General features: G+C 67.9%; 22 protein-coding genes and 1 riboswitch. Of the genes, 10 read left to right on the forward strand and 12 right to left on the reverse strand.

From position 1 onward, the window contains the following. Window positions 1-7: 7 nt before the first annotated feature. The 5 genes from E5206_RS08590 to hisN form a co-directional block, all read right to left on the reverse strand. Entirely contained in the window at window positions 8-721 is a 714-nt protein-coding gene (locus E5206_RS08590) for a metal-dependent transcriptional regulator (protein WP_136322118.1), read from the reverse strand. 16 nt (window positions 722-737) lie between these two features. Then, window positions 738-2,024 carry an Nramp family divalent metal transporter gene (locus tag E5206_RS08595; protein WP_136322119.1) on the reverse strand — a complete coding sequence of 429 codons (1,287 nt, stop codon included), beginning with the start codon at window positions 2,022-2,024 and terminating at the stop codon, window positions 738-740. A 158-nt stretch (window positions 2,025-2,182) separates the two neighbouring features. Then, on the reverse strand, window positions 2,183-2,941 hold the full coding sequence (locus E5206_RS08600) for a class I SAM-dependent methyltransferase (RefSeq protein ID WP_136322120.1): 759 nt from the start codon (window positions 2,939-2,941) through the stop codon (window positions 2,183-2,185). Window positions 2,942-3,027: 86 nt separating this feature from the next. After that, entirely contained in the window at window positions 3,028-4,359 is a 1,332-nt protein-coding gene (locus tag E5206_RS08605) for an aminotransferase class V-fold PLP-dependent enzyme (protein WP_240690157.1), read from the reverse strand. Window positions 4,360-4,514: 155 nt separating this feature from the next. After that, window positions 4,515-4,628, reverse strand: a riboswitch (SAM riboswitch). Window positions 4,629-4,709: 81 nt separating this feature from the next. Further along, complete coding sequence (gene hisN, locus E5206_RS08610) at window positions 4,710-5,522, reverse strand: histidinol-phosphatase (RefSeq protein ID WP_136322122.1); 813 nt, start codon at window positions 5,520-5,522, stop codon at window positions 4,710-4,712. Window positions 5,523-5,710: 188 nt separating this feature from the next. On the opposite strand from hisN, the gene E5206_RS08615 reads away from it, so the two are divergent. Then, the gene (locus E5206_RS08615; RefSeq protein ID WP_136322123.1) at window positions 5,711-6,952 is read left to right on the forward strand and encodes an amidohydrolase; all 1,242 of its coding nucleotides are present in this window, start codon (window positions 5,711-5,713) and stop codon (window positions 6,950-6,952) included. Continuing rightward, complete coding sequence (locus E5206_RS08620) at window positions 6,949-8,463, forward strand: MFS transporter (protein ID WP_136322124.1); 1,515 nt, start codon at window positions 6,949-6,951, stop codon at window positions 8,461-8,463. Before E5206_RS08615 ends, E5206_RS08620 begins: the two co-directional genes overlap by 4 nt. 103 nt (window positions 8,464-8,566) lie before the next feature. Here E5206_RS08620 and E5206_RS08625 read toward each other — a convergent pair whose 3' ends face one another. Genes E5206_RS08625 through E5206_RS08635 form a run of 3 tightly spaced genes read right to left on the reverse strand, consistent with a single transcriptional unit; the run spans window position 8,567 to window position 11,646 of the window. Beyond that, entirely contained in the window at window positions 8,567-9,682 is a 1,116-nt protein-coding gene (locus E5206_RS08625; RefSeq protein WP_136322125.1) for a ribosome small subunit-dependent GTPase A, read from the reverse strand. Then, a complete protein-coding gene (gene aroA, locus E5206_RS08630; RefSeq protein WP_136322126.1) occupies window positions 9,666-11,090 on the reverse strand; it encodes a 3-phosphoshikimate 1-carboxyvinyltransferase in 1,425 nt (474 codons plus the stop codon). Before aroA ends, E5206_RS08625 begins: the two co-directional genes overlap by 17 nt. Window positions 11,091-11,097: 7 nt before the next feature. After that, entirely contained in the window at window positions 11,098-11,646 is a 549-nt protein-coding gene (locus E5206_RS08635) for a DoxX family protein (protein WP_136322127.1), read from the reverse strand. Between the two features lie 334 nt (window positions 11,647-11,980). Here E5206_RS08635 and E5206_RS08640 point away from each other — a divergent pair, with 334 nt between their 5' ends. Together E5206_RS08640 and rsrA are read left to right on the forward strand one after the other, a co-directional pair. Next, a complete protein-coding gene (locus E5206_RS08640) occupies window positions 11,981-12,784 on the forward strand; it encodes a sigma-70 family RNA polymerase sigma factor (RefSeq protein ID WP_136322128.1) in 804 nt (267 codons plus the stop codon). Further along, complete coding sequence (gene rsrA, locus E5206_RS08645; RefSeq protein WP_136322129.1) at window positions 12,781-13,041, forward strand: mycothiol system anti-sigma-R factor; 261 nt, start codon at window positions 12,781-12,783, stop codon at window positions 13,039-13,041. Before E5206_RS08640 ends, rsrA begins: the two co-directional genes overlap by 4 nt. Before the next feature lie 245 nt (window positions 13,042-13,286). Here rsrA and E5206_RS08650 read toward each other — a convergent pair whose 3' ends face one another. From E5206_RS08650 to E5206_RS08665, 4 genes are all read right to left on the reverse strand, one after another. Then, window positions 13,287-13,934, reverse strand: a complete 648-nt coding sequence (locus E5206_RS08650; RefSeq protein ID WP_136322130.1) for a PadR family transcriptional regulator — start codon at window positions 13,932-13,934, stop codon at window positions 13,287-13,289. Beyond that, window positions 13,934-14,761 (reverse strand): DUF4097 family beta strand repeat-containing protein, encoded by an 828-nt coding sequence (locus E5206_RS08655; protein ID WP_136322131.1) that lies wholly within the window; start codon window positions 14,759-14,761, stop codon window positions 13,934-13,936. Before E5206_RS08655 ends, E5206_RS08650 begins: the two co-directional genes overlap by 1 nt. 147 nt (window positions 14,762-14,908) lie before the next feature. Further along, complete coding sequence (locus E5206_RS08660; protein WP_136322132.1) at window positions 14,909-15,508, reverse strand: GDSL-type esterase/lipase family protein; 600 nt, start codon at window positions 15,506-15,508, stop codon at window positions 14,909-14,911. Between the two features lie 114 nt (window positions 15,509-15,622). Further along, window positions 15,623-19,444, reverse strand: a complete 3,822-nt coding sequence (locus tag E5206_RS08665) for a multifunctional oxoglutarate decarboxylase/oxoglutarate dehydrogenase thiamine pyrophosphate-binding subunit/dihydrolipoyllysine-residue succinyltransferase subunit (protein ID WP_136322133.1) — start codon at window positions 19,442-19,444, stop codon at window positions 15,623-15,625. A gap of 213 nt (window positions 19,445-19,657) precedes the next feature. On the opposite strand from E5206_RS08665, the gene E5206_RS08670 reads away from it, so the two are divergent. The 6 genes from E5206_RS08670 to E5206_RS08695 all read left to right on the forward strand — a co-directional run bounded on the left by E5206_RS08670 (window position 19,658) and on the right by E5206_RS08695 (window position 26,685). Next, window positions 19,658-21,109: a GuaB1 family IMP dehydrogenase-related protein gene (locus tag E5206_RS08670; RefSeq protein ID WP_136322134.1), complete on the forward strand. Its 1,452-nt coding sequence runs from the start codon at window positions 19,658-19,660 to the stop codon at window positions 21,107-21,109. 301 nt (window positions 21,110-21,410) lie between these two features. After that, window positions 21,411-22,748: a hemolysin family protein gene (locus E5206_RS08675; protein ID WP_136322135.1), complete on the forward strand. Its 1,338-nt coding sequence runs from the start codon at window positions 21,411-21,413 to the stop codon at window positions 22,746-22,748. After that, window positions 22,745-23,806: a hemolysin family protein gene (locus E5206_RS08680; protein ID WP_136322136.1), complete on the forward strand. Its 1,062-nt coding sequence runs from the start codon at window positions 22,745-22,747 to the stop codon at window positions 23,804-23,806. The genes E5206_RS08675 and E5206_RS08680 overlap by 4 nt, the downstream gene beginning before the upstream one ends. A 135-nt stretch (window positions 23,807-23,941) precedes the next feature. Beyond that, window positions 23,942-24,865 (forward strand): zinc ABC transporter substrate-binding protein, encoded by a 924-nt coding sequence (locus E5206_RS08685; protein WP_205760030.1) that lies wholly within the window; start codon window positions 23,942-23,944, stop codon window positions 24,863-24,865. A gap of 113 nt (window positions 24,866-24,978) precedes the next feature. Beyond that, window positions 24,979-25,794 carry a metal ABC transporter ATP-binding protein gene (locus E5206_RS08690; protein ID WP_240690059.1) on the forward strand — a complete coding sequence of 272 codons (816 nt, stop codon included), beginning with the start codon at window positions 24,979-24,981 and terminating at the stop codon, window positions 25,792-25,794. Beyond that, on the forward strand, window positions 25,795-26,685 hold the full coding sequence (locus E5206_RS08695) for a metal ABC transporter permease (protein WP_136322137.1): 891 nt from the start codon (window positions 25,795-25,797) through the stop codon (window positions 26,683-26,685). Window positions 26,686-26,748: the final 63 nt, after the last annotated feature.

The raw sequence follows: 26,748 nt of genomic DNA on the forward strand, positions 1-26,748 counted from the left end.
CAGGCGTTCAGCGTCCAGGGACGCTGCAGCCGGCATGGGCGGCCTCGCTGTGGACCCACAACGCTGAGGCGACCTCCGCGGCGAGATCGAATTCCCGCCGTGTTCCGCCGGAGCCGATCCGCACCACGAGGGAGCCGCCGAAGGGCCTGCGGCCAAGCACCTCGACCTCCGCATCCAGGCCGATCTCCTCGGCGGAAAGGTAGCGGAGCAACTCGGGGTTGTCGTCGCTGATCCGGGTAATCCGGCCGGTGTGGCCGTCGTCGAGGTCGCTCATCCGGTGGGCGGCGGGCATCCGGACGGATCCGTCGGCGGCAGGGATCGGATCGCCGTGCGGGTCCCGCAGCGGGTTCCCCAGCTTGACGGCCATCCGTTCGATGAAGGTGTCCGAGACGGCGTGTTCCAGGAGCTCGGCCTCGTCATGGACCTCGTCCCACCGGAAGCCGAGCTCCTGGACGAGGAAAGTTTCGATCAGCCGGTGCCGCCGGACCATGGATACGGCCAGCCGGACGCCGTCGCCGGTCAGGGTGATGGCACTGTAGGGCTTGTGGTCCACGAGGCCCTGGTCCTTAAGTTTGCGGACCATTTCGGAGACCGAGGAGTTGGCGACGCCCAGCCGCTGCGCCAGCTGCGTGGAGGTGATGGGCTTGTCCTGCCACTCCGTGAAGGAGTAGATGACCTTGACGTAGTCCTCAATGGAGGAGGAGGGCGTACCGGTCTTCACAGACCCAAGCCTACCGTCAGCCGCGGCCGGAGAAGGTCAGCCACAGCAGGACGAGGTTCAAGGCCACCACCAGCACCACGCTGACGATCGCGGCGATCCGGAGGGCCAGTCCATCCGCGAAGCGGCCCATCAGGGCCCTATCGCTGCTCAGCACGACCAGGGGGACGAGGACAAAGGGGATGCCGAAGCTCAGGACCACCTGGCTGAGGACAAGCCCCCAGGTGGGATCGAAGCCGACCGTCAGCAGCACAACCGCGGGAATGAGGGTCACGACACGGCGCACGAGCAGCGGAATCCGGATCCTGAGCAGGCCCTGCATGATGGATCCGCCGGCGTAGCAGCCCACCGAGGTTGAGGCCAGGCCGGAGGCGAGCAGGCCGACGGCAAAGATGACGCCGACGACGGGGCCCAGGCTGGCCGTAATGGCGGCATGGGCGCCCTCGATCGTGTCGGTCCCGTCCGCACCGCCCAGGCTTGACGCCGCCAGCAGGAGCATGCCGATGTTCACGATTCCGGCGATGGCCAAGGCGGCGACGACGTCCAGCCTGGTGGCCCTGACGAGCCGCGCCATGGCCGGGACCGGAACATGGAGGTGCGGGTTCGGGCGGTGCCGGTCCCGTGAGAGGGCGGAGTGGACATAGATGGCGTGCGGCATCACGGTGGCGCCGAGCATGCTGGCCGCCAGCAGCACGGTGTCCGGGCCCTGGAAACCGGGCACGAGTCCGGCAAGGATCCCGCCGGGATCGGGCGGCCTGAAGAACAGGCCGGCCAGGAAGCCGATGGTGATGATGCCGAGCAGGAACATGATGACGAATTCAAACGGCCGCTGGCGGTTCCTCCGCTGTACCGCCAGCAGGAGCATCGACACGGCGCCCACGATCAGGGCGCCAAGCGGCAGCGGAAGGCCGAAGAGCAGATAAAGTGCGATCGCCCCGCCGACGACCTCGGCCAGATCGGTCGCCGCGGCCACGATTTCCGCCTGGACCCAGAAGGCGCGCCGCCAGAACGGCTTGAGCCTCTCGCCGAGGATCTCCGGCAGGCTCTTTCCGGTGACGATGCCGAGCTTCGCGGACTGGTACTGGACGAGAACGGCCATGACGTTGGCAACAACCAGGACCCAGACCAGCAGGTAGCCGTACTGGGCGCCGGCCGTCAGGTTGGCGGCGACGTTCCCCGGGTCCACATAGGCGATCGAGGCGACGAAGGCCGGTCCAAGCAGGCCGAGCAGGGCCCTGCGGGCACCCGGCGTCCGCCGGGCGGGGGCTCCCGGGAACTGGGGTTCGTGTCCGGTCACTTCCAGCACTGCGGTCTCCCGTAATTTGGCACGTCCGCATTGACGCGTAAGGGCTTCTGCCGGGCTGGGGCAGCCGTCGGCAAAGTGTTGTAGGCCTAAAGATAATTATTAGGCATACCGAAACCATAAGCCTGACGGGCCCGGCATGCAATGCGGAAAGTAAACAGTCAGGCCCGGAAGGCCCGCCAGGTCTGGGTCAGATAGGGGAGCCGGAGGACCTCGCCCGGGGCATGGGCCAGGTGCTCGTGCAGGTACCAGCCGAGGTTGGCCAGGACCTTGTCCCGGGTGGCCTCGGAAGCGCGCAGATAGTAGCTGCGGGACTTCGCCAGCGCGATGATGTCCTCTGTGGTCAGCGCATCCTCCCACCGGGTCAGGTGGCTCTCGAGGCCGGTGAATTCCGGGCCCACGGACGGCTTGAAGTGGGGTTTGTGGACGTCGCCGGCGTGCATGATCCGGGAGAGCCGGTGCACCCAGGGGACCGAGGTGTCCAGCTGGTTCCAGATCAGCCCCAGGACGCCGTGCGGCCGCAGGATGCGGGCGATCTCGGTGCTGGCCAGGAGCGGATCACACCAGTGCCAGGCCTGGGCCACCGTGACAAGATCGAAGGCTTCGGGCTCAAGCCCGGTGTTCTCTGCGCTGCCCTCGACGGCGGTGACGCCCGGCAGCGTCCGGTGCAGCTGCGCCAGCATGTCCGGGGAAGGATCCACTGCCACGGTGTGCAGGCCGCGCCCGACCAACAGTGCCGTGAACTTTCCGGTTCCCGCGCCCACGTCCGCGGCGTCCTTCGCACCGGCGGGGATCAGCCAGCCGGCCGATTCTTCCGGATACCCGGGACGGACCCGCTCATAGTGCTCTCCGCCATCCTGGAAGCTCTGCCCGAGCTGTTGGCGTCGCTCATGGTGGAGTTTGGGGCCGCCGCGTGCCACGTGCGATCTCCTTCGGCAGGTCCGGTGCGGGTACCTTTCGAATTTACCGCACGCGGCAGCGGGCAGCGGCCCTGGGCCCGGTCCGGTCAGGCCTGGTCCAGCGAGCAGGGCGCCGCGCCCGCGGTGCCCGGCGTGTTCGGCGCCCAGTGCGGGTAGCTGCGGGTGTCGTTGGCAGGGACCCAGCGGCCGGCATCCACCACGTAGTCCCAGCCGAGACCGGCCCGCCGGAGCTCCTGGATGCCGGCCAGCAGCCGTTGGGCGTCTTCCAGCCGCGAACCGAGGCCGAAGCTGGCCCGCAGCGAGCCCGAGGGCAGGCCGAGCCGGCGGATCAGCGGGTGGGCGCAGAAGCGGCCGTCACGCAGTCCGATTCCGTGTTCCGCCGAGAGGTAGGCGGCCACGAGGCCCGCGTCGTAGCCTGCCACGGAGAAATTGACGACGCCGATGGTCCCGGCGCCCGGTTCCGTGTCGGCGAAGATCTGGTGCACGGTCACGCCGTCGATGCGCTGGAGCCCCTCGACGAGGAAAGAGCGGATGGCATTTTCATGGGCGTGCCATTGCTCCTCGTCCAGGGCCGCGATCACCTGGCTGGCGCGCGCCAGCGTGGCGGCGCCGAGGACGTTGGGGGAGCCGGCCTCGTGCCGGGCGGGCCCGGTGGTCCAGCTGACAGTGTCGAGCCTGGCGTCGCTGACGGCGCCGCCGCCGGCCAGGTGCGGGGTCCCGGCGTCGAGCCAGTCCGGCCGTCCCACCAGGACGCCGGCACCGAACGGCGCGTAGAGCTTGTGCCCCGAGAAGGCGAGGTAGTCGACGTCGTCCGCGGCGATGTCGATGCGCCGGTGCGGGGCGAGCTGGGCCGCATCGACGACGATCCGGGCCCCGTACTCGTGGGCCAGGGCGGCCAGGGCGCGGATGGGCAGGATCTCCCCGGTGACGTTGGAGGCTCCGGTGACGGCGAGCAGGCTGATCCCGCCGAGCGCCAGCTGCCCGCGCAGCCGCTCCACGGTGGCCGTGAGGGTGGGGGCGGCGACGACGCTGCGGTGCGGCACATTCTGCCACGGCAGCAGGTTGGCGTGGTGTTCGATGTCGAGGTAGAGGACCTCTCCGGTGTGCTTGCCATCGCTCACGGGCAGGCAGCCGGCCAGCAGGTTCAGGGAGTCGGTGGTGTTCCGGGTGAAGATGACCGAGTCGTCGTCCCGGCCGCCCACGAACCCGCGCACGATGGTGCGGGCGTTCTCGTAGACCGACGTGCTGATCTGGGAGGCGTAGCCGGCGCCGCGGTGGACGCTCGCGTAGAACGGGAGAATCTCGTTCAGGTAGGCCGACACCACGGACAGAGCAGGGGCCGAGGCGCCGTAGTCCAGGTTGGCGTAGCGGACGTGTCCGCCCTGGATCAGCGGGGCCTGGATCTCGGCCCCGGTCACCGCGGAGAGGGGGTGGCCCGCGACGGCAAACCGTGCGTCGGCGTCAGGCTGCTCCCCGGGGTGCGCTGCACCTTCGGCGTGGCGGAATCGGGGGCTTGCGGGAAAAGTGGCAGTTGTCAAAAGGACCTCGCTCGAAAAGGACCCCTCACTCCGGGGATCCGCGCTTGCCGGGTCCGTTCCGGACCGGCCAGGTCGTCACCCGGGGCACCCCGCCGCGAATGGAGGGTTGCCGGCCAGCAAACCGGGGTTTAGCGCTGGCACTCGTGACCTGCCACGAGCCTAGGACATCCACGCCGCCGGGGAAAAGGCCGGACTGGAATGTGAAGCCGTTTGTTACGGGACGGCGGGGCCTAGAGCAGGTCGTCCAGGCCGGGGTTGAGCCGCTTGAGGACTTCGGAGTGGAGGATGGAGTTGGTGGCGAGGGCGTTGCCGCCGAACGGGCCGTCTTCCCCCTCCAGCGAGGTGAAGCGGCCGCCGGCCTCGGTGACGATCGGCACCAGCGCGGCCATGTCGTAGAGGTTCAGTTCCGGCTCGCAGGCGATGTCCACCGCGCCCTCCGCGACCAGGCAGTAGGACCAGAAATCGCCGTAGGCCCGGGTGCGCCAGACTTCCTCGGTGAGGCCCAGGAACTCGTCGAGGTTGCCGCGTTGCTTCCAGCCGCCCAGGCTTGAGTAGGACAGCGACGCGTCCGAGAGCTTGGAGACGTTGGACACCTTCAGCCGGGTGGCAGCCGCCAGCGATCGGCCCGTGTAGGCCCCGGCGCCCTTGGCCGCCCACCAGCGCTTACCCAGCGCCGGGGCGCTGACGACGCCGACGACGGGCTCGCCCTCGTCGATGAGGGCGATCAGGGTGGCCCAGACCGGGACGCCCCGGACGAAGTTCTTGGTCCCGTCGATCGGGTCGATGACCCAGCGGCGGGAGCCATGGCCGGAGCTGCCGAATTCCTCGCCGAGGACGGCATCGCGCGGTCGGGAGCGGGACAGCTGGCCGCGGATGGCTTCCTCCGCGGACTTGTCGGCGTCGGTCACCGGCGTCAGGTCTGGCTTCGTTTCGATCCGAAGGTCGAGCGCCTTGAAGCGGCTCATGGTCTGGGAATCTACGGAATCTGCCAGGACATGGGCAAGGCGCAGGTCATCGTTGTAGCTCGAAGCGGTTTGACTCATGGGTCCAAACTACCGCCAAAGCGGGCGGCCGGCCTGCAGGCCACGTTGCTGCGGCCGGATGGGCTCCCAACCCCGGGGCCGCAGCCAGGCATCACCCAACCCCCAACCGGCCTGTCAGGACTATGCTGAATTTTGCCAGCTGCGCCTGGATGGCACAGGCGCCTCGACGCCTACAGAGAGTGACGCCCATGACCGGTTGCGAAACAGTATTGGCAGGCCTTGATCAGGAGCTTGGCTGGCTCCGGGAAACGTACACGCAGCTGCATCAGCATCCCGAACTGAGCCTTGAGGAGCACACGACTTCGACGCTTGCCGAGGAGAAACTCGCCGCGTTCGGCTATTCCGTGACCCGCATCGGCGGCACCGGCATCGTCGGCGTCCTCGCGAACGGGGAGGGTCCAACGGTCCTGGCCCGCGCCGACATGGATGCGTTGCCGGTCACCGAGTCCACGGGGCTGGCCTATGCGTCGGCGGTGGACGGAATCATGCACGCGTGCGGACACGACCTGCATGTCAGCGCCCTGCTCGGTGCCGCCAAGCTCATGGCGGACGGGCGCGGAGCCTGGTCCGGGACGTATATCGCGCTGTTCCAGCCGGCCGAAGAGATTGGAGCCGGCTCCAAGGCAATGGTCGACGACGGCCTCGCAGCCAAGGTGCCCCGGCCCGACGTCGCCCTCGCCCAGCACGTGATGCCGATGGCCGCGGGGACACTCGCCACCACGGCGGGGCCGGTCCTCTCGGCCGGGGATTCGCTGAAGATCACGGTCTACGGGAAGGGCGCGCACGGCTCGATGCCGCACATGTCCGTGGATCCGGTGGTGCTGGCCTCCTCGATCGTGCTCAGGCTGCAGTCCATCGTCTCGCGGGAGACGAAGCCTGGCGACTTCGCGGTTGTCACCGTGGGGGCGCTCAACGCCGGGGCGAAATCGAACATCATCCCGGACCGGGCCACCCTCCTGCTGAACATCCGGACCTACGACAACCAGGTCCGGTCCACGGTGCTCGCCGCGATTGAGCGGATCGTCAAGGGCGAGTGCATCACCGCAGGATCGCCCCGGGAACCCGAGTTCGAGTACTACGACCAGTTCCCGCTGACCAGCAACGACCCCGCCGTGACAGGGCAGGTCCGGGCCGCGTTCACGGCGCATTTCGGCGCGGATGCCGTGCACACCGCCGAGAGGCAGACCGCTTCCGAGGACTTCAGCCGCATTCCGGACGCCTTCGGTGTTCCCTACACGTTCTGGCTCCTCGGCGGCGTCGACCCCGGAACCTACCAGGCCGCGGTGGCGAAGGGAACAGTGGCCCAGGACATCCCGGGCAACCACTCCCCGTTCTTTGCCCCCGTGATCGACCCGACCCTGGCCATGGGTGTCCAAGCCCATGTTGTCGCGGCACTGTCTTACCTAGCCAAGGAAGGCGTAGCACCATGAGTACTGCCCAGTTCCAGGCCAAGACCGAAACCCAGTGGAAGCCGAACGATGCATGGCTGATCGGCATCGTCCTGGCCGTCATCAACTTCTGGCTGTTCGCACAGACCCTGCTGAACGTCATCCCGGGCATCCAGGGGTCGCTGGGGATCGAGCGGACGCTGGGCAACCTCGCGGTGTCCATCACCTCGCTGTTCTCCGGGATCTTCATTGTGGTTGCCGGCGGCCTCGCCGACCGGCTGGGCCGCGTCAAAATCATGTACGTCGGCATCTACCTGAGCATCCTCGGATCCCTCCTGATCGCCCTCACCCCCGAGAACGCCGGCGGCCTCACGGCGGCCGCGCTGCTCGGCGGCCGGGTCGTCCAGGGGCTTTCGGCGGCGTGCATCATGCCCTCCACAATGGCCCTGGTGAAGAACTTCTACGAGGGCAAGGACCGCCAGCGCGCCCTGTCGTTCTGGTCGATCGGCTCGTGGGGCGGCTCGGGCTTCTGCGCCCTCTTCGGCGGCCTGATGGCGACGTCGTTCCTGGGCTGGCGGTCCATCTTCTGGATCTCGATCGTGCTCTCGATCGTCGCGCTGTTCCTGCTGCGCGGCACCCCGGAGTCCAAGTCGGCGGCGAAAGCCGGCGGCACCTTCGACTGGGGCGGCATGGTAAGCCTCATCGTCGCGCTCGTGGCACTGAACGTGTACATTTCGCAGGGCCCGCGGATCGGCTGGCTCAGCTGGACAGGCATCGGGCTCATCGCCGTCGCAGTGGTGGCTGCGCTGGTGTTCTTCGGGATCGAGACCAGCCGGACCAACCCGGTCCTGAACCTGAAGCTGTTCCGCAACGCAACCTTCGCCGGCGCCACCCTGTCGAATTTCCTGCTCAACGGCGCGGCCGGGACACTGATCGTCTCCCTCGGCCTGGTCCAGGTCGCCGCGGGCCTGTCCTCGCTGCAGTCCGGCCTGCTGACCCTCGGCTACCTGGTTGCCATCCTTGCCACCATCCGCGTCGGGGAAAAACTGCTCCAGCGCTTCGGACCGAAGCGGCCGATGATCTGGGGCAGCGCCATCGCCGGCGTCGGAATCCTGTTGACGTCAATGACCTTCACCCTGATCGGGCAATACATCGTACTGGCCGTCATCGGTTTCACCCTGTTCGGCATCGGTCTTGGCTTCTATGCGACACCGTCCACGGACGCCGCACTCTCGAACGTGCCCGATGATGAGGCCGGTGCCGCCGCCGGCATCTACAAGATGGCCTCCTCGCTCGGCAACGCGATCGGCGTCGCGATCTCCGCGGCGCTGTACGTGGCGGCGCAGTCGATGGACCCGGCCACCATCCGGTCGTGGGGCCTGTTCATCGGGAACCAGGAGAATGTCGGCCTGCGGTTCGGCGGTGCCGTCGGAATCCTGTTCAACCTCCTGATGGTGGTTATCGCCATCATCGCCATCATGGTCACGGTCCCGAACGAGCGGCCGGCAGCCAAGCGGCCGGAGGTCCCGGCGACACCGTCGTTCGGAAGCTGAAGACGCGCCGGCTAGAGGACAACGTCCGCCGGGGTTTGTGCAGGCGCCGGTACCCGTTTGCAACGGGTGCCGGCGCCTGCACATTTTTTGTCCCGCCCACCGGTCAGGAGACGCTGCCCAGCTCCTTGGTTTCCTGGGCTTCCATCCGCGGGTCCGTGCCGAGCAGCCGGCGCAGCGAGGCGAGCCGGGCCGGTCCCGACGGCCCCGCATGGCCGGCCGCCACCCAGGCGTCGACGCCGCAGTTGACGGCGCTCGAGTCGTGCTTGCAGCCCCGCTCGCAGTCGTCGGTGCCCGGCGCGAGGTCCGGGAAGGAGTGCAGGATCCGGTCCGGGTCCACGTGCGCCAGCCCGAAGGACCGGATGCCGGGAGTGTCGATGATCCAGCTGCCGGCCGGGGCGCCGTTGACTTTCAGGGCCAGGGCCGAGGAAGAGGTGTGGCGTCCCCGGCCGGTCACGGCGTTGACGCCGCCGGTGGCACGCTCGGCACCGGTCAGGGCGTTGACCATGGTGGACTTCCCGACGCCGGAATGCCCCAGCATGACGGTGACCTTGCCGTCGAGGTAGCCGCGCAGCTGTGACACCGCGTCCCGGTCCAGCCGGGCGGAGAGCCCGTCGTCAGAGCGGGCGTCGATCCCGGAGGCGTCTGAGTCTGCAGTGCGGCTGATGATGACCGGGAAATCGAGGTGCTGGTAGTTGGACAACAGCTCGGCGGGATCCTTGACGTCGGCCTTGGTGACGAGCAGCAGCGGCTCGATCCCGGCGTCGTAAGCGGCCACCAGAGCGCGGTCGATGAAGCCGGTCCGCGGTTCGGGGTTGGCGGCTGCGACCACGATCACGAGCTGGTCGGCGTTCGCGACGACCGCGCGTTCAATGGGGTCCGTGTCATCGGCGCTGCGCCGCAGCAGGGTCCTGCGGTCCTGGATCTTCACGAGCCGGGCCAGGGTGTCCGGTTCCCCGCTGACATCCCCGACAAGGGAGACGAAGTCGCCGGCCACCACCGGGTTGCGGCGCAGTTCCCGGGCCCGGGCGGCGATGATCTTGCGTTCATTCCCGGCGCCCTCGCCGACGACGGCCGTGTAACGTCCGCGGTCAACGGTGATGATGCGGCCGGTGACGGCGTCGTCATGACTGGGCCGGTCCTTGGTGCGCGGGCGGGTGCCCTTCTTGTTGGGCCGGATCCGGGCGTCGGATTCGTCCCAGGAATCAGTGCTGCGTGCCACCGGCGGTGTCCTCGTCTCCGGTGCCTGCGGTGCCTGCGGTGCCTGCAGTGTCACCAGGGGAGCCCTGCGCCAGCATCCCGGCCCACAGCCGGGGGAAGTCCGGCATCGTCTTCGCCGTGGCCGCAATGTCCTCGACCTCGATCCCGCGCACGGCCAGGCCCAGGATGGCGCCCGCGGTGGCCATCCGGTGGTCCGCGTAGCTGTGCACGACGCCGCCGTGCAGGGCGGCGGGCCGGATGATGAGGCCGTCGGAGGTTTCCTCGGCATCGCCGCCGAGCCGGTTGATCTCGGCCACGAGGGCGGCGAGCCGGTCCGTTTCGTGCCCCCTGAGGTGGGCGATGCCGCTCAGGCGCGAGGGGCTCGTAGCCAGGGCGCAGAGCGCGGCGACGGTCGGCGCAAGCTCGCTGGTCCCGTCGAAGTCGCCGCCCCTGATCTCCGGCCCGCCGGTGACGGTCAGTGTGCCGTCCTCCAGCGTGACGGTGGCGCCCATGGCTGCCAGGATGCCGCGCCAGAGGTCGCCGACCTGGGTTGTCCCGGCCGGCCAGTCCGGGATCCGCACGGTGCCGCGGGTGGCCAGGGCCGCCGCCAGGAACGGGCCGGCGTTGGAGAGGTCCTGTTCGATCCGGTGATCGAAGGCCCGGATCGTGCCGGGCGAAACGATCCAATGGTCCGGACGCGAATCGTCCACGCTGACGCCGGCGCCGCGCAGGACGGCCACCGTCATGGTGATGTGGTCAAGGCTGGGGACCGGGGGGCCCGAGTGCTCAAGGTGCAGGCCCTCGGTGAAGCGTGCCCCGGCCAGGAGCAGGGCGGAGACAAACTGCGAGGAGGCACTGGCATCGATGACGAGGTGTCCGCCGCGGACCTCGCCGGTGCCCTGCACCGTGAAGGGCAGCGAGGACGCCGTGCCGCCGTCGGGAGCGGCCACCGCGACGCCGAGCCCGCCCAAGGCTTCGATGATGGTTCCCATCGGACGCTTCCGGGCATGCGGGTCGCCGTCGAACAGCGTGATGCCCTCACGAAGGGCGGCAACCGGGGGGACGAACCGCATGACAGTGCCGGCGAGGCCGCAGTCGATCGCGGTGCGTGCCGCGGGTGCCGCCAGGGGGATGGGGGTGATCGCGAGGTCGGGGCCGAAGGCGCCGTCGCCGGGGACCTCGGTGACGGTGGCGCCGAGTTGGCGCAGTGCCTCGATCATGAGGGCGGAATCCCGGGAATGCAGGGGAGCGCGCAGCCGGGACGGGCCGTCGGCCAGGGCCGCCAGGATAAGGTACCGGTTGGTCAGGGACTTGGACCCGGGCACGGTGACGGTGGCGTCAACGGGCCGTCCGGCAAACGGTGCCCGCCAGTACGGTCCGCCGTCGGCCGGGAAGCGGGAAGCTGCTGCGGTGGAGGTGGCGCCAGTCATCGCCGTCTTAGGCCCCGACGGCGTGGTCTACGGCCTTGCGGGCCGCTTTGTCGGCCTGTTTCAGCCGCTTGCCGGTGCTCTTCCGGGCATCCGCAGCGAAGTGCCCCGCGGTCTTCCGGGCGTCCGCGGCGAGGTGTTCGGCGCGCCAGGCCAGGCTGGGCTTGCCGGCGGTATCCACGGAGGCCAGCAGCACGCCGCCGGTCAGCGAGACGTTCTTGAGCAGCTGCTTGCGCCGGGCATCGCGGCCCTGCTTCGAAGAGATGTCCGCGCTGCGCCATTCAACGTAGCCGTTGAGCGCCGAGATGACGGCCAGGACCGTGGCCGCGAGGCGGGCGGACTTGCCGAGGGCGAAGCACACCCCGGCGCCGATCTGCGTCCCGCCGATGACGCGTGCCAGGACCTTTTCGTTGGCCTGGAAGGGCAGTGATTCAGCCGCGCGGCGCAGCAGGGGGGACAACTGGGCCGCAGTGTCATCAGCATTCTTAAGCTTGTCCATGCCTGCGAGGACGAAACTGGAGGCGAGCATGGGACGGGCGAGAAAGCGGACAGCGGACATGAATTTCCTCCTGGATGGATGAACCGCGGAATCTGTGCGGGAGAACCGGTTCTAGTCTTGCACTTTTGCGGAATATTTGCGTGTTGCCCGTGGTTGTCAATGGCAGGTTCCAGCTGCTTTAAATGGCTGTATTACGGGTTGGCTCAGTCCGTCACAACGGGCCTGCAGGCAGACAGCGACAAAGGGAGGCAGAGATTTGATTTTGGTGAAGGACAGCATAGCGCTGAACACCCGTCCCCTTGGCCCCTGGACCATGACGCTGCCGGGACCCGCAGCGGAAGCTGCGGAGGGAGTTTCGGGTGGCCGCCGGAAGGTGACAGTAGACTTGAAGGCAATGAGCACCATGGACCCGGCCGTTACGGCCATGCACGAGGTTGCCGGAAACGACGCCGATCCCGCCAGGACGCCCGTCGCCAGCAAGGCCGGCGCACCGGCATCCTCCCGGACACGGCTTGGCGCGGAACCGGAGCCGGCCGATGGGGCGGCAGTGGACGGGGCGGCCGATCAGCCGCTGGACGTCTCCGCCGAAACGCCGGAAGAGCGCCGGATCCGGTTCGAGCGTGACGCCATGCAGTACGTCGACCAGCTCTATTCCGCCGCCATGCGGATGGCACGGAATCCCTCGGATGCCGAGGACCTGGTCCAGGAGGCGTACACAAAGGCGTTTTCTGCCTTCCACCAGTACAAGCCGGGAACCAACCTGAAGGCCTGGCTGTACCGCATCCTCACCAACACCTACATCAACTTGTACCGCAAGCGGCAGCGCGAACCGCTGCAATCGAATTCGGACACCATCGAGGACTGGCAGCTGGCGCGGGCCGAGTCCCATACCTCCTCGGGGCTGCGTTCCGCCGAGGCCGAGGCGTTGGACCACCTGCCGGACTCCGATGTCAAGCGGGCCCTGCAATCGATCCCGGAGGAGTTCCGGCTGGCCGTCTACTTCGCCGACGTCGAGGGCTTCGCGTACAAGGAAATTTCAGACATCATGAACACGCCGATCGGGACGGTCATGTCCCGGTTGCACCGAGGCCGGAAGATGCTCCGGGATATGCTGGCCGACTACGCCTCCGAGCGGGGATTCAAGGCCGCAGATTCCACCGCCGCGGCCGAAAGCAAGAAACAGGAGAACGGGAAATGAGCGACTGCCAGGGACTGGGCGACTGCGACGACGTCCGGATGCAACGTATCTACGAGTACCTGGACGGCGCACTCACACACGATGACATCGCGGAGATCAAGGACCACCTGGACGGCTGCCCGGAGTGCTTCGAGCAGTATGACCTTGAATGTGTCATCCGCGTGATGGTGAAGCGTTCGTGCACGGAGGCGGCTCCCGAGAACCTCAAGAACTCGATCCTCGGCCGGATCCACTCGATCCGGCCGGTGGAGGCCTGACGCCCGCCAGGCGGGCGGCGCAAAGCGAATGACCCCGGAAACCATCAGGTTTCCGGGGTCATTCGCTTAAAGCTGTCAATCCAAGCCGTGGCTTAGGTGTTGGGGCGCTTGCCGTGGTTCGCGCCGCCACGCTTACGGTCACGACGTTTACGTGCACGCTTGCTCATAGCTGGCCTCCTTAAATGTTGGTACTCAAAAGAGCTGCCCTCAAGTCTCCCACATCGGGGCAGCTGCCGCGAACCGGATCAGTCATCTAGCGAGTTGCGGATGGAGATCCGGGCCTGGTCCAGCACCGTCCTGACCGTTTCCAGGGTGACCGGGGCGACGGCGCGCCGGCCGGCATGGCGGCGCAGCTCAATGCGGATGTCGTCGCGGAAGGCCTGGACCAGCATTTCGGCTTCACGCAGGCGGGCCTCGCCCTCCTGCGAGTAGCGCTGGCCCGCGGCGGTTCCGGCGGGTGCTTCCGCGGCGGCGCCTGCCGTTCTTCCCGCTGCGCGGACCGTGGAGCGTGCCGCCTCGGCTGTGGCCGCGAGGTCCGCCCGCAGCCCGCGCATGTTGGCACGGATGTCCTGGCGCAGTGTGTCGGCGAGCCGCCGCACCGAGGCGGAGATGTCCGCTTCGACCCCGGCGAGTTCGTCCCGCCGGCTGTTCAGCTCCTGCAGGCCTGCCGGGGTGATGCTGTAGTTGGTGCGCCGGCCCTCCGTGCGGGTCGCCACGAGCCCTTCCTCTTCCAGCTTGGCGAGGCGCGGATAGATGGTGCCGGCGCTGGGGGAGTAGGTGCCGCCGAAGCGTTCGCTGAGGGCCTTGATGAGTTCATAGCCGTGTTTGGACCCGGACTCGAGCAGCGCGAGCAGATACAGCCGCAGTGCGCCGTGGGCAAAGACGGGAGCCATCAGAGCCCCGTTTCGGCGTCCGCGGCAGGCCGGCCGTGGAAGATCGAGGTCTTCCCCGAGACGGTGTTGGTCCGGACCAGCATCAGCTTGGCGTCGGGCCCGGCGATGGTCTGCACGCTGCCGCCGGGCTGGGCGTACTGCTGGTCGTCGATCACGACGGCGCCGGTGGCGGACTTCGCGATGATGTCGACGCCGACGTCGTGCGGCAGCCGGATGGTGACGTCTCCCGACACCGAATTCGAGCCGAAGTCCTGGGTGAAGCCGTGCAGGTCGAAGTTTAGTTCGCCGCTGACGGTGTTGGCGCGGATGTTGGTGAACTCGCCCGAGGCCGTCACTTCCCCCGATACGCTCCTGGCCGTGAGCACGCCGTGGTGGTTCCGGGCGATGACCTCGCCGCTGACCGTGTTGACGGCGAGGTCACCGGACGTTTCGTCGGCCAGGACAGAGCCGGAGACCGTGTTCAGCCGTATCCGGCCGCTGACCCCGGCCACCATGCCGTCGCCGCTGACGGTGCCCGCCTCCACCTCTGCACCGGCCGGCAGGGCGATGCTGACGACGACCGAGTTGCTGCTGCTGTTGTTGACGGTGCCCATGAGGTTCTTGAACCAGCCCTGCGCGCCGTGCAGCTGGTGGCGGACTTCCAGCCGGCCGTTGACCAGGCTGACGGAGAGCGGGTCGCCGTGGATTTCGGAGACCTCGATCCGGGCGACGTCCTCATCGTGGGTGACGATGTCAAAGCGCCCGCGGACGATGCCGAGCTTGAGTGAGCTGACGCCGTCGACGTCGATGGTCTGCGGACCGGTGACGGTCCATGCGTTCTCTGCCATGGTTCCTCCGAGGGTGCGACGCGGGATGGTTGCGATATATCGCGACTTCCGGACTCACGATATATCGCATCAGGGTCTCCGTCAAGATATATCGCGAAATTCCCCGGGGAACGGCGGCGCAGCCGAGGCGTCACCGCCTGGCGCGGGCTACTCCGGGGTGTCGACTCCGAGCCACTGGAACCAGCCCCGGTGCAGCACCAGCCAGGCCATCAGGCCATAGCCGGCCTGGCCGGGGGTGCCGCCATTGGCGGCCAGGTCCTGGCGCCACTGCTCGTGGTTCAGCAGCGGGGAAAAGGTGTCCACGTACAGGTGCTTGCGGCGGGTCGTGACATCGGCAAAGGCGGCGTTGAGCTCACCGAGCCTGCGGTTCTGCGTCGGGTCAAGCGTCGGCGGCGGCCCGACGACAAAGACTTCGATCCTGTTCTGGGTGGCGGAGTCCAGGATGTTGGCAAGGTTCAGCCGGCTGCGCGCCGTGGACAGCCCGAACTCGATGTCGCGTCCGGACAGCCCGATCACCAGGCGGTTCTCGTGCAGGGCGCTGTAGCGGCGGCCCGCCTCCTCAAGCCAGCGTGCGGCGAGCCCTTCGGTGCCTTCCTCCGGGCAGGGCAGCGAGTAGCTCTCAAGGGCGATGCCGTCCTGCGGCGTGCGGGCCAGCACACGGCCCAGCCAGCCCAGCGCGCGGGGATCACCAAGCCCGGCCAACAGCTCGTCCCCAACGGCTGCGATCCGCAGCTTCCGATCTTCCACGACTACCTCTTCACTTCAAAGCTGTCCATTGAACACTGCCATGCAGACCTGCCCATTAAACAGGGCTGCCCGGCCGGAGTAGCAACTTCAGTCTCCGGCCGGGCAGCTATGACCCTACTTACGCGCGAACGCCTGCTTGAGCAAGGTGTCCTGCTCGGCTGCATGGCGCTTCATCGATCCTGCCGCGGTGGAAGCCGAGGCGGGCCGCGAGATCAGGCGCACCCGGCGGTCCAGCGCATCCGGAAGGTTCAGGCCGACGAAGGGCCACGGGCCCTGGTTCGCGGGCTCGTCCTGTGCCCAGACCACCTCGGCGTTCGAGTACTTGGCAAGTTCCGCGGCGATCTCGGCGGCGGGCAGCGGGTAGAGCTGCTCGACGCGGACGATCGCCGTCGTGTTGTTCTCGGTCTTCTGCCGGGTGGACAGGAGATCGTAGTACAGGCGGCCGGAAACCAGCAGGACGCGTTCGACGGCGTCCGCCTGCAGCGGCTCGTGGTCGGGGATCACGGGCAGGAAGGTGCCCGTCGTGAAGTCCTCCACCGAAGATGCCGCGGCCTTGAGGCGGAGCAGCTGCTTCGGTGTGAAGATGATCAGCGGCTTGCGCGGCCGGCTGTACGCCTGGCGGCGCAGCAGGTGGAAGTGCGACGCCGGCGTCGTGGGGTTCGCCACGATCATGTTCTCCTCGGCGCACAGCTGCAGGAAGCGCTCGATGCGGGCGGAGGAATGGTCCGGTCCCTGGCCTTCATAGCCGTGCGGGAGCATCAGCACAAGCGAGGAGCGCTGGCCCCACTTCTGCTCGGCCGAGGAGATGAACTCGTCGATGATGGTCTGCGCGCCGTTGACGAAGTCACCGAACTGCGCTTCCCAGAGCACCAGGGCGTCCGGGCGCTCGACGGAGTAGCCGTATTCGAAGCCCATCGCCGCGTATTCCGAGAGCAGGGAGTCGTAGATCCACAGCTTGGCCTGGTCGTCGGAGAGGTGGGCCAGGGGCGTCCACTCGTCGCCGTTGGCGCGGTCGTGGAAGACGGCGTGGCGCTGCACGAAGGTGCCGCGGCGCGAGTCCTGGCCGGCGAGCCGGACGGGAACGCCTTCCATGGTCAGCGAGCCGAAGGCCGCGAGCTCGCCGAAGCCCCAGTCGATGCCGCCCTCGCGGGACATCGCTTCACGCTTCTCGAGCAGCTGCTTGAGCTTGGCGTGGACGGTGAAGCCCTCGGGGATCTGGACATGGGCCTGGCCGATGCGGGCGAGCATCGCGGCGGAAATCGCCGTGGAGGCCGGGGTGCTGACGGTCGAATCGGTCTGCTGGGCCTTCGGACGCTCGATATCGGCCACCGCGGCGGAATCCGCCGTGATGATCGGGATCGGCGAGGTCTGGGCAGCATGGGTTTCGGCGAAGACCCGCTCCAGGCGCTCCTGGTAGTCGCGCAGCAGCTGCTCGGCCTCTTCCTCGGTGATGTCACCGCGGCCGATCAGCGACTCGGTGTACAGCTTGCGGACCGAACGCTTGGCTTCGATCAGGTTGTACATCAGCGGCTGGGTCATCGAGGGGTCGTCGCCCTCGTTGTGCCCGCGGCGGCGGTAGCAGACCATGTCGATGACAACGTCCTTGTGGAAACGCTGGCGGAAGTCATAGGCAAGCTGGCCGATGCGGACCACGGCCTCCGGGTCATCGCCGTTCACATGGAACACCGGTGCCTGGATCATCTTCGCGACGTCCGTGGCGTAGGTGGAGGAACGCGACGCGGACGGGGCGGTGGTGAAGCCGACCTGGTTGTTGACCACGATGTGGATGGTTCCGCCGGTGCGGTACCCGCGCAGCTGGGAGAGGTTGAGGGTCTCCGCCACAACGCCCTGGCCTGCGAAGGCGGCGTCACCGTGCACCATGATCGGCAGCACGGGGAAGGCCTCGCCCCGGTCCAGGCGGTCCTGCTTGGCCCGGACGATGCCCTCCAGGACCGAGTCAACGGCTTCAAGGTGGGACGGGTTGGCGGCAAGGTAGACCTTGGTCTCCTTGCCGTTGTCCGAGGTGAAGATGCCTTCGGTGCCGAGGTGGTACTTCACGTCGCCGGAGCCCTGCACGGAGCGGGGATCCTGGGTGCCCTCGAATTCGCGGAAGACCTGTGCGTAGGTCTTGCCCGCGATGTTGGTCAGCACGTTGAGGCGGCCGCGGTGGGCCATGCCGATCGCCACTTCGTCGAGTCCGTCGTCGGCCGCATCGGAGATGATGGCGTCCAGCAGCGGAATCAGCGACTCGCCGCCTTCCAGCGAGAAGCGCTTCTGGCCGACGAACTTCGTCTGCAGGAAGGTCTCGAAGGCCTCGGCGGCGTTGAGCTTGGAGACGATCCGCAGCTGCTCGTCGCGGCTCGGCTTGGAGTACGGGTGCTCGATCTGGTCCTGGAACCACTTGCGCTCGGCCGGGTCCTGGATGTGCATGTACTCGATGCCGGCAGTACGGCAGTAGGCATCGCGGAGGACGCCGAGGATGTCGCGGAACTTCAGCATCGGCTTGCCGCCGAAGCCGCCGGTGGGCCATTCGCGGTCCAGATCCCACAGGGTCAGGCCGTAGGTCAGGACGTCAAGGTCCGGGTGCTTGCGCTGGACGTATTCCAGCGGATCGGTGTCCGCCATCAGGTGGCCGCGGACACGGAAGGCATGGATCAGCTGCTGGATCCGGGCGACCTTGTTGATCTCGTCGGCCGGGTCCACCTGCAGGTCCAGGCTCCAGCGCACGGGCTCGTAGGGGATGCGCAGGGACTCGAAGATCTCGTCGTAGAAGTTCTGGGCACCGAGCAGGAGCTGGTGGACCAGCTTCAGGAACTCGCCGCTGCCGGCACCCTGGATGACGCGGTGGTCATAGGTGGAGGTCAGTGTCAGGACCTTGCTGATGGCGTTCTTCGCGATGATCTTTTCGCTGGCGCCCTGGAACTCCGCGGGGTAGTCCAGTGCACCGACGCCGATGATGGCGGCCTGCCCCTTGGACAGGCGCGGCACCGAGTGCACCGTGCCGATGCCGCCGGGGTTGGTCAGCGAGACCGTGGTGCCGGCGTGGTCGTCGGCCGTCAGCTTGCCGGCGCGGGCACGCTTGATCAGGTCCTCGTAGGTGTGCCAGAACTCGGAGAAGTTGAGGGTCTCGGCCTTCTTGATGTTCGGCACCATGAGCAGGCGGCTGCCGTCCGGCTTGGGCATGTCGATCGCGATGCCGAAGTTCACATGCGCGGGCTGCACTGCCACGGGCTTGCCGTCGACGACGTCGTAGTAGACGTTCATAGAGGGGAACTGGGCCAGGGCGCGGATGACGGCGTAGCCGATCAGGTGCGTGAAAGAGACCTTGCCACCGCGGGCGCGGGCCAGATTGGAGTTGATGACCACGCGGTTGTCGATCAGCAGCTTGGCCGGGATGGCACGGACACTCGTGGCCGTGGGAACTTCCAGGCTGGTGACCATGTTCGTGGCGATGGCCTTGGCCGGCCCGCGGAGGATGGAGACAACGTCTTCTTCGGGAGCCGTGGGGGCCTTGATGTTCTTGGGCAGCTGGGCCGGGATCGGCGTGGTGCCGGGGCCGGTTTCCGGGGTCTTGGCGCCGTCCCGGGCGACGGTGGCCGGAGCCTTCGGCGCGGCGGGAGCCGGAGCCGCAGGAGCAACGGCGGCAGCCGCAGGGGCAACGGCGGCAGCCGCAGGGGCAACGGCGGCAGCCGCAGGGGCAACGGCGGCAGCCGGAGCTACCAGGGGAAGTTCTCGGGTGGCCGGGCGCACAACGGACGCCACGGCCGAGGTCCCGTTATTGGAGGAGTTGTCACCGGCACCGAAGGATTCGAACAGGGGCCACCACTTGGCGTCAACCGTGTTCCTGTCCTGCTGGTAACGCTCGTACAGTTCGTCAACGAGCCACTCGTTTCCGCCAAATTCCTCTGGTAGACGGTGGCTGGGCTGCTCTGGCACTTGAAATACGCCTCTTCCATGAGTTTGATTCCCTCTGGTTTCCACGGTGCCTCTGCACAACGATCGAACCATTCTCTGCGTCCAGTGAACCCAGACCCATGCCAGTCTAGTGACGGTTCTTGCCAAACCGCCAATAAGCGTGACTCAAATCATCAGCTCGTCCGTAAGCTGGGAATTCCTGTTGACACTGAGAAATCCTAATGAGGGGCAGCTGTGCGCTTTCTGAATGAGCCGACCACCGACCTGACGTATTCGGACATCTTCCTGGTGCCGTCCCGCTCCGACGTCAGCTCGCGCCTGGACGTGGATCTGGCCGCGGATGACGGGACGGGTTCCACCATTCCCCTGGTCGCGGCGAACATGACGGCGGTGACGGGAAAGCGGATGGCGGAGACGATGGCCCGCCGCGGCGGTCTGGCCGTCTTGCCGCAGGATGTCCCGCTCGAGGTGCTCCGGGATGTCACGGCCTGGATCAAGACCCGGCACCGGATCCTGGAGACCCCGGTCAGCCTGGCGCCGTCGAACACCGTGATTGATGCGCTGCACCTGATGGGCAAGCGGCCGCACGGGGCGGTCGTTGTGGTCGACGGGTCGGGCGCCGTCACCGGAGTGGTCCGCGCCGCCGACTTCGAGGGCCAGGACCGCTTTGCCTCGCTGGCCTCCGTCATCCGCCATGAGCCGCTCGTGCTGGACGCTGAAACGCTCGACGCCGGAACGGAAGCGGTCCTCCGGCGCGCCTTTGACACGATGGACGCCGCCGGCACCGACTACGCGCCGGTGCAGCAGGGCGGCGCCCTGGTCGGCGTCCTGACCCGGAAGGGCGCCCTGCGCTCCACCCTGTACCGCCCGTCCCTGGACGGGGCGGGCAGCCTCAAGGTGGCAGCCGCCGTCGGGATCAACGGCGACGTCGCGGGCCGGGCCGCCGAACTGCTCGCCGCCGGCGTGAACGTGCTGGTCCTGGATACGGCGCACGGCCACCAGCAGAAGATGTTCGACGCCCTGGCCGCCGTGAAGAGCCTGGACCCCGGTGTCCCCGTCGTGGCCGGGAACGTCGTGACCGCCGACGCGACCCGGGAACTCATCAAGGCCGGGGCGGACATCGTCAAGGTCGGCGTCGGCCCGGGCGCGATGTGCACCACCCGCATGATGACGGCCGTCGGCCGCCCGCAGTTCTCCGCCGTCCTGGAGTGCTCCGCCGCCGCACGGGACGCGGGCGGCCGGGTCTGGGCCGACGGCGGAGTCCGTTATCCGCGCGACGTGGCCCTGGCCCTGGCTGCCGGGGCCAGCCAGGTCATGATCGGTTCCTGGTTCGCCGGCACGCACGAGAGCCCGGGGGACCTGCAGCAGGACGCCGGCGGCCGGCAATACAAGGAGAGCTTCGGCATGGCCTCGGCGCGGGCGGTCCAGAACCGCAACCAGCGCGAGGGCGCGTTCGAGAAGGACCGCAAGGCCTTGTTCGAGGAGGGCATCTCCACGTCCCGGATGTTCCTGGACCCCGTCCGGCCCGGCGTCGAGGACCTGCTGGACATGATCACCGCCGGGCTGCGCAGTTCCATGAGCTACGCCGGTGCCGCGGACCTTGCCTCGTTCCGGGAACGGGCCGTGGCGGGCATCCAGTCGGCGGCCGGCTACGAGGAGGGCCGCCCGGTCCCGCAAAGCTGGTAGCCGCCGGCCGGGCCGGCCGGACGCCGCAGTGCAGCGTCACGGCGCCGGCCCGCGGCGGCTGCTCCTGTAGACTGGAATCCTTATGGAGAGTAAATCTAGGTGCCGGCCTGGGGGCTGTCAGCGGAGAACAGAAACCGTTCACGCGCAGTCCACCCGCAGAGCCGGCAAACCCCGTTCACGCGCCCATTGCTCTCCGGCGGCCGCACAGCCCGGAGCCTTCCAGGAAAGAGGGTCGGCCTCCGCTGACCATCCTCCGCCTGGCTGTTCCGCCCGGCTCCGCGCTGCGGAAGCAGGCTGCTGAATGGAGTGGATCCTGCTCTGCGCCGGCCTCCTGCTCATCCTCGGCACCGGCTTTTTCGTAGCCGTTGAATTCTCGCTGGTGGCCGTGGACCAGGCCACCGTCCAACGTGCCGTGGACAACGGCGACACCGCCGCCGCACCCCTGCTCAGGTGCGTCAAATCCCTGTCCACCCAGCTCTCCAGCTGCCAGCTGGGCATCACCATGACCACCCTGCTGACGGGCTATGTCATGGAGCCCTCGGTCGGCAAGCTGCTCGAGGGGCCGCTGGCCGCCGTCGGGCTCCCGGCGGCCGCGGCAGCATCCGTGTCGCTGGTGATCGCGATGGCCCTGGCCACCCTGCTGTCCATGCTGATCGGCGAACTCGTGCCCAAGAACATGGCCATCGCGCTGTCCTTTCCGATCGGCAAGGCCGTCGCGCGCCCCCAACTGGTCTTCACCGCCATCTTCAAGCCCGCCATCGTGGTCCTGAACGGCTTCTCCAACAAGGTCCTCAACGTCTTCGGGCTCGAGGCCAAAGAAGAGATCTCCGGCGCCCGCACCCCGGCCGAGCTGGCCTCGCTGGTGCGCCGCTCGGCGGCGATGGGCACACTCGACGCCGGAACCGCGAACTTCATCAACCGGACGCTCAAGTTCTCCGGACGGACAGCCGCCGACGTTATGACGCCCCGGATCCGCGTGGAGACGATCGACGCCGACCAGCCCGTCTCCGACATCGTGGAGGCTGCCAAGCGCACCGGCTACTCGCGCTTCCCGGTCATCGGGGAGTCCTCCGACGACATCCGCGGCGTCGTGCACATCAAGAAGGCCATCGCCGTTCCCTCCGACCGGCGCGCCAACCTTGAAGCCGGCGCCATCATGACCGATGTGCTCCGCGTGCCGGAAACCATCCACCTCGACGCCCTGCTCGCCGAACTGCGGGAAGGAAACCTGCAGCTGGCCGTGGTCCTGGACGAGTACGGCGGAACCGCCGGCATCGCCACCCTGGAGGACCTCGTGGAGGAAATCGTCGGCGAGGTCGCCGATGAACACGACAAGGTCAGGCCAGGGCTGCTGCAGAGCGCCTCCGGGGACTGGTACTTCCCCGGGCTGCTCCGCCCCGATGAACTCTCCGAACAGATCCCGGGCCTGACCGTGCCCGACGAGGCTGCCTACGAAACGGTGGGCGGCTACGTCATGAGCCAGCTCGGCCGCATCGCGGCAGTGGGGGACACGGTCGACGTCGGCGGCGGCACCCTTAGCGTCACCCGCATGGACGGGCGCAGGATCGACCGGATCTGCTTCAGGCCAGCCCGCACGCCCGGCGGCGATGACGCCGGCAGCCGGACCGGTGCCGCATGAGCGACTGGGCAGGAATTCTCTGGCTCGCCGTGCTGCTGCTCGGCAACGCCTTCTTCGTGGCCGCCGAATTCGCGGTCATGTCCGCCCGCCGGAGCCAGATCGAACCGCTGGCGGACGCAGGGTCCATGCGCGCGCAGACCACCCTGCGCGCTATGGAGAACGTCTCCCTGATGCTGGCCTGCGCCCAGCTCGGCATCACCGTCTGCTCGCTGCTGATCCTGCAGGTTGCCGAGCCGGCGATCCACCACCTCATGGCGGTGCCCCTGCATGCCGTCGGCCTGCCGATGGAAATCGCGGACATCGTGGCGTTCGCCGTCGCGCTGCTGGCGGTCACCTTCCTTCACGTCACCTTCGGCGAGATGGTCCCGAAGAACATCTCCGTCTCCATGGCGGACAAGGCGGCCCTGCTGCTGGCGCCGCCGCTGATCTTCATCGCACGGACGGTGAAGCCCGTGATCGTGGCCCTCAACTGGTGCGCGAACCACATCCTGAAGCTGATGCGGATCGAGCCGAAGGATGAGGTCACCTCCTCCTTCACCCTTGAGGAAGTGCAGTCGATTGTGCAGGAATCCACCCGCCACGGCCTCGTGGACGACGACGCCGGGCTGATCACCGGTGCGCTCGAGTTCTCGGAGCGCACCGCGTCCCAGGTGATGGTCCCGCTGGATAAGCTCGTGATGCTCAAGGCCGCTACCACCCCGGCGAAATTCGAAAAGGCCGTGAGCCGGACCGGCTTCTCCCGCTTCCCGATGCTCGACGACGAGGGCATGCTCTCCGGCTACCTCCACATCAAGGATGTGCTCTCCATCCCCAACGGCGGGTACCTCGAACCGATTCCGGACAGCCGCATCAGGTCCATGGCCAACCTCGCGATGGACGATGAAATCGAGAAGGCCATGTCCGTCATGCAACGGTCCGGATCCCACCTGGCCCGCGTGATTGGCCCGGACGGCAACACCCAGGGGGTGCTGTTCCTGGAGGACGTGATCGAGCAGCTCGTCGGCGAGATCCGGGACGCCACGCAGGCCACCGGCTACCGCAGGCTGGGCCAGGCATAGGCGGCCGTGCCCGAGGCGCGGGCGTGGCCCGCCGTCGGGCACGGCTGCGCACAAATAGGAATGATTCCCATTTAGGGCTACACTCGAGCTGTTGCTAATGCTCCTGATTCTCAATAACAGATCCGAGGTTTTTTCGTGCGCCATCCTGCCGCCCTGGCCCTGGTGGCCGCCTCAGCAGGCCTCGGCCTGCTGCTGACCGGCTGCGCTCCGACGTCGGGCAGCTCCCGGGGATCCGCCGGAGCCGGCATCGTCGAGGTGGTCGCCTCCACGAGTGTCTACGGCGACATCGTGCGCAGCATCGGCGGAGACAAGGTCAGCGTCACGTCCGTGATTTCGCGCACCAGCCAGGACCCGCACTCCTACGAGTCGACCACCCAGGACAAGCTCGCCGTCTCCAAGGCCGGGCTCGTGGTGGAAAACGGCGGAGGCTACGACGACTTCATCCAGAAGCTCGCCGATGACACCGGACTGGACCACAATGATGTCCTCAACGTCGTAGACGCTTCCGGACTTCCGAAGGACAGCCAGGGCGGAAGCGGCTTCAACGAGCATGTCTGGTACAGCCTGCCGGCCATGACCCGCCTGGCCGACGCCCTCGCCGCCAGGCTCGGGGCACTGGAACCCGCTTCCACCGAAACCTTCCGGAACAACGCGGCGGCCTTCAAGGAATCGCTCGGCGCGCTCGAAACCAGGCTCTCCGCGATCAAGGCTTCGGCCGGGCAGGCGCCCGTAGCCGTCACCGAGCCCGTGCCGCTGTATCTCCTGGAGGCTGCCGGCCTGGAAAACAAGACGCCGGCGGCCTACACCGCCGCGATCGAAGAAGGCGCCGACGTGCCGCCCGCGGCGCTCAGGGCGGCTGTCCAGCTCGTGGAATCCGGCGGCATCAGGCTGTTGGCCTACAACCTGCAGACCGAAGGACCACAGACGCTGGCCTTGAAGAAGGCCGCCGGGAGCGCCCATGTTCCGGTGGTGGACTTCAGCGAGACCCTGCCCGAGGGCAAGTCCTACCTCCAATGGATGACCGACAACGTGGCGAACATCGCCAAGGCCCTGGCCTGAGATAATCGCATCAGCGGCGGCCTCCCAGGCCTCCGGCCCGGAGGCCGCCGCAAAGAACCCCAGCAGGCATGAGAGTGCGGGCCACGCCCCGCAGGAAACCGAGGAAAGCCGCCTTGACACCCGTAGTGAGCCTCCGCGGTGCCTCCCTGGAGTTCGGCCGGCGGAAGCTCTGGCAGGACCTGGACCTGGACATCAACCCGGGTGAATTCTTCGCCGTCCTCGGCCCCAACGGAAGCGGCAAGACCACCTTCCTCAAGGTCCTGCTCGGACTGCAGGAGCTGAGCGCGGGCACCGCCGTGCTCGACGGCAGGCCCGTTGTCCGGGGCAGCCGGGGGATCGGCTATGTCCCCCAACAGAAATCCTTCGACCCGGACACGCCGTTGCGGGCCCGCGACCTGGTGGGACTCGGTGTCGACGGCCACCGCTGGGGGGTCCGCCTCGGGGCCGCGAAAGTCAACCGCAAGATCGATGAACTCCTCGAGCTCGTGGGTGCCGCCGACTATGCCAGGGTGCCGGTCGGCCAGCTCTCCGGCGGTGAGCAGCAGCGGTTGCGGGTGGCCCAGGCCCTCGCGGCGGACCCGAAGGTGCTGTTGTGCGACGAGCCCCTGCTGTCCCTTGACCTGCAGCACCAGCAGGCCGTCAGCGCGCTGATCAACAAGCAATGCCATGAGCGGGACAGCGCCGTCGTGTTCGTGACGCACGAGATCAACCCGATCATGGACTATGTGGACCGGGTGCTGTACCTGGCCGGGGGACGGTTCCGCGTCGGCACTCCGGAAGAGGTCATGACCACCGAGGTGCTGTCCGATCTCTACGGCAGCCATGTCGAGGTCATCCAGGCAAACGGCCGGATGATCGTCGTGGGCCTGCCGGACGCCACGACCCACCACCATGAGGACGCGCACGCGGTGGCGGGGGAGGTGGGCTGAGTGGATCTGGAGAACGTGCTTCATTCCATCTTCAACTTCGAGAACTACGGGGAACTGCTGGTCCTGGTGCAGAACTCCATCTGGGCCGGGGCGGTCCTGGGCCTGCTGGGCGGGCTGATGGGCACCTTCGTGATGAAACGCGACCTTGCCTTCGCCGTCCACGGCATCTCCGAACTCTCCTTCGCGGGGGCGGCGTTCGCCCTGCTGATCGGCGCGGACATCGTCCTGGGCTCCCTCGCGGGGTCCGTGATCGCGGCCCTGGTCCTGGGCCTGATGGGCATCCGCGCCCGGGAGAAGAACTCGGTCATCGGCGTCATCATGCCCTTCGGCCTGGGCCTGGGCATCCTCTTCCTCTCGCTCTATGAGGGGCGGGCGGCCAACAAGTTCGGCCTGCTCACGGGCCAGATCGTGTCCGTCGGGACGGTCCAGCTGCAGGTGCTGGCCGGCGTCGCCGTGCTCGTAATGCTGGCACTGGTCGCCATCTGGCGGCCGCTCACCTTTGCGAGCGTGGATCCGGAGGTCGCCACCGCGCGCGGCGTCCCCGTCCGGGCCCTCTCCATCGGCTTCATGGTGCTGCTGGGCGTCAGCGTGGCGCTCTCCATCCAGATCGTCGGCGCCCTGCTGGTGCTGGCCCTGCTCATAACCCCGGCGGCGGCCGCCCTGCGGGTGACCTCCTCGCCCCGGCTCGTGGTGACACTGAGCGTTGTCTTTGCCATGACCGCGACGGTGGGCGGGATCCTGCTGGCCCTCGGCGGACGGCTTCCCATCAGCCCCTACGTGACCACGCTGTCGTTCCTGATCTACGTGGTGTGCCGGGGGATCGGCGGCTTCCGGGCCAGGCGGGGGATCAACGGGCGGGTGCTGCGGGCCTCGCCGGCGTCGGCGGCCTGAGGGCCCTGGCCACGGCGGAATCCCCCGCTGTTGGAGCGCGGTTCCGGCGTGTCGGGCCGAACC

The sequence above is a fragment of the Arthrobacter sp. PAMC25564 genome, assembly GCF_004798705.1.
Lineage (GTDB): Bacteria > Actinomycetota > Actinomycetes > Actinomycetales > Micrococcaceae > Arthrobacter.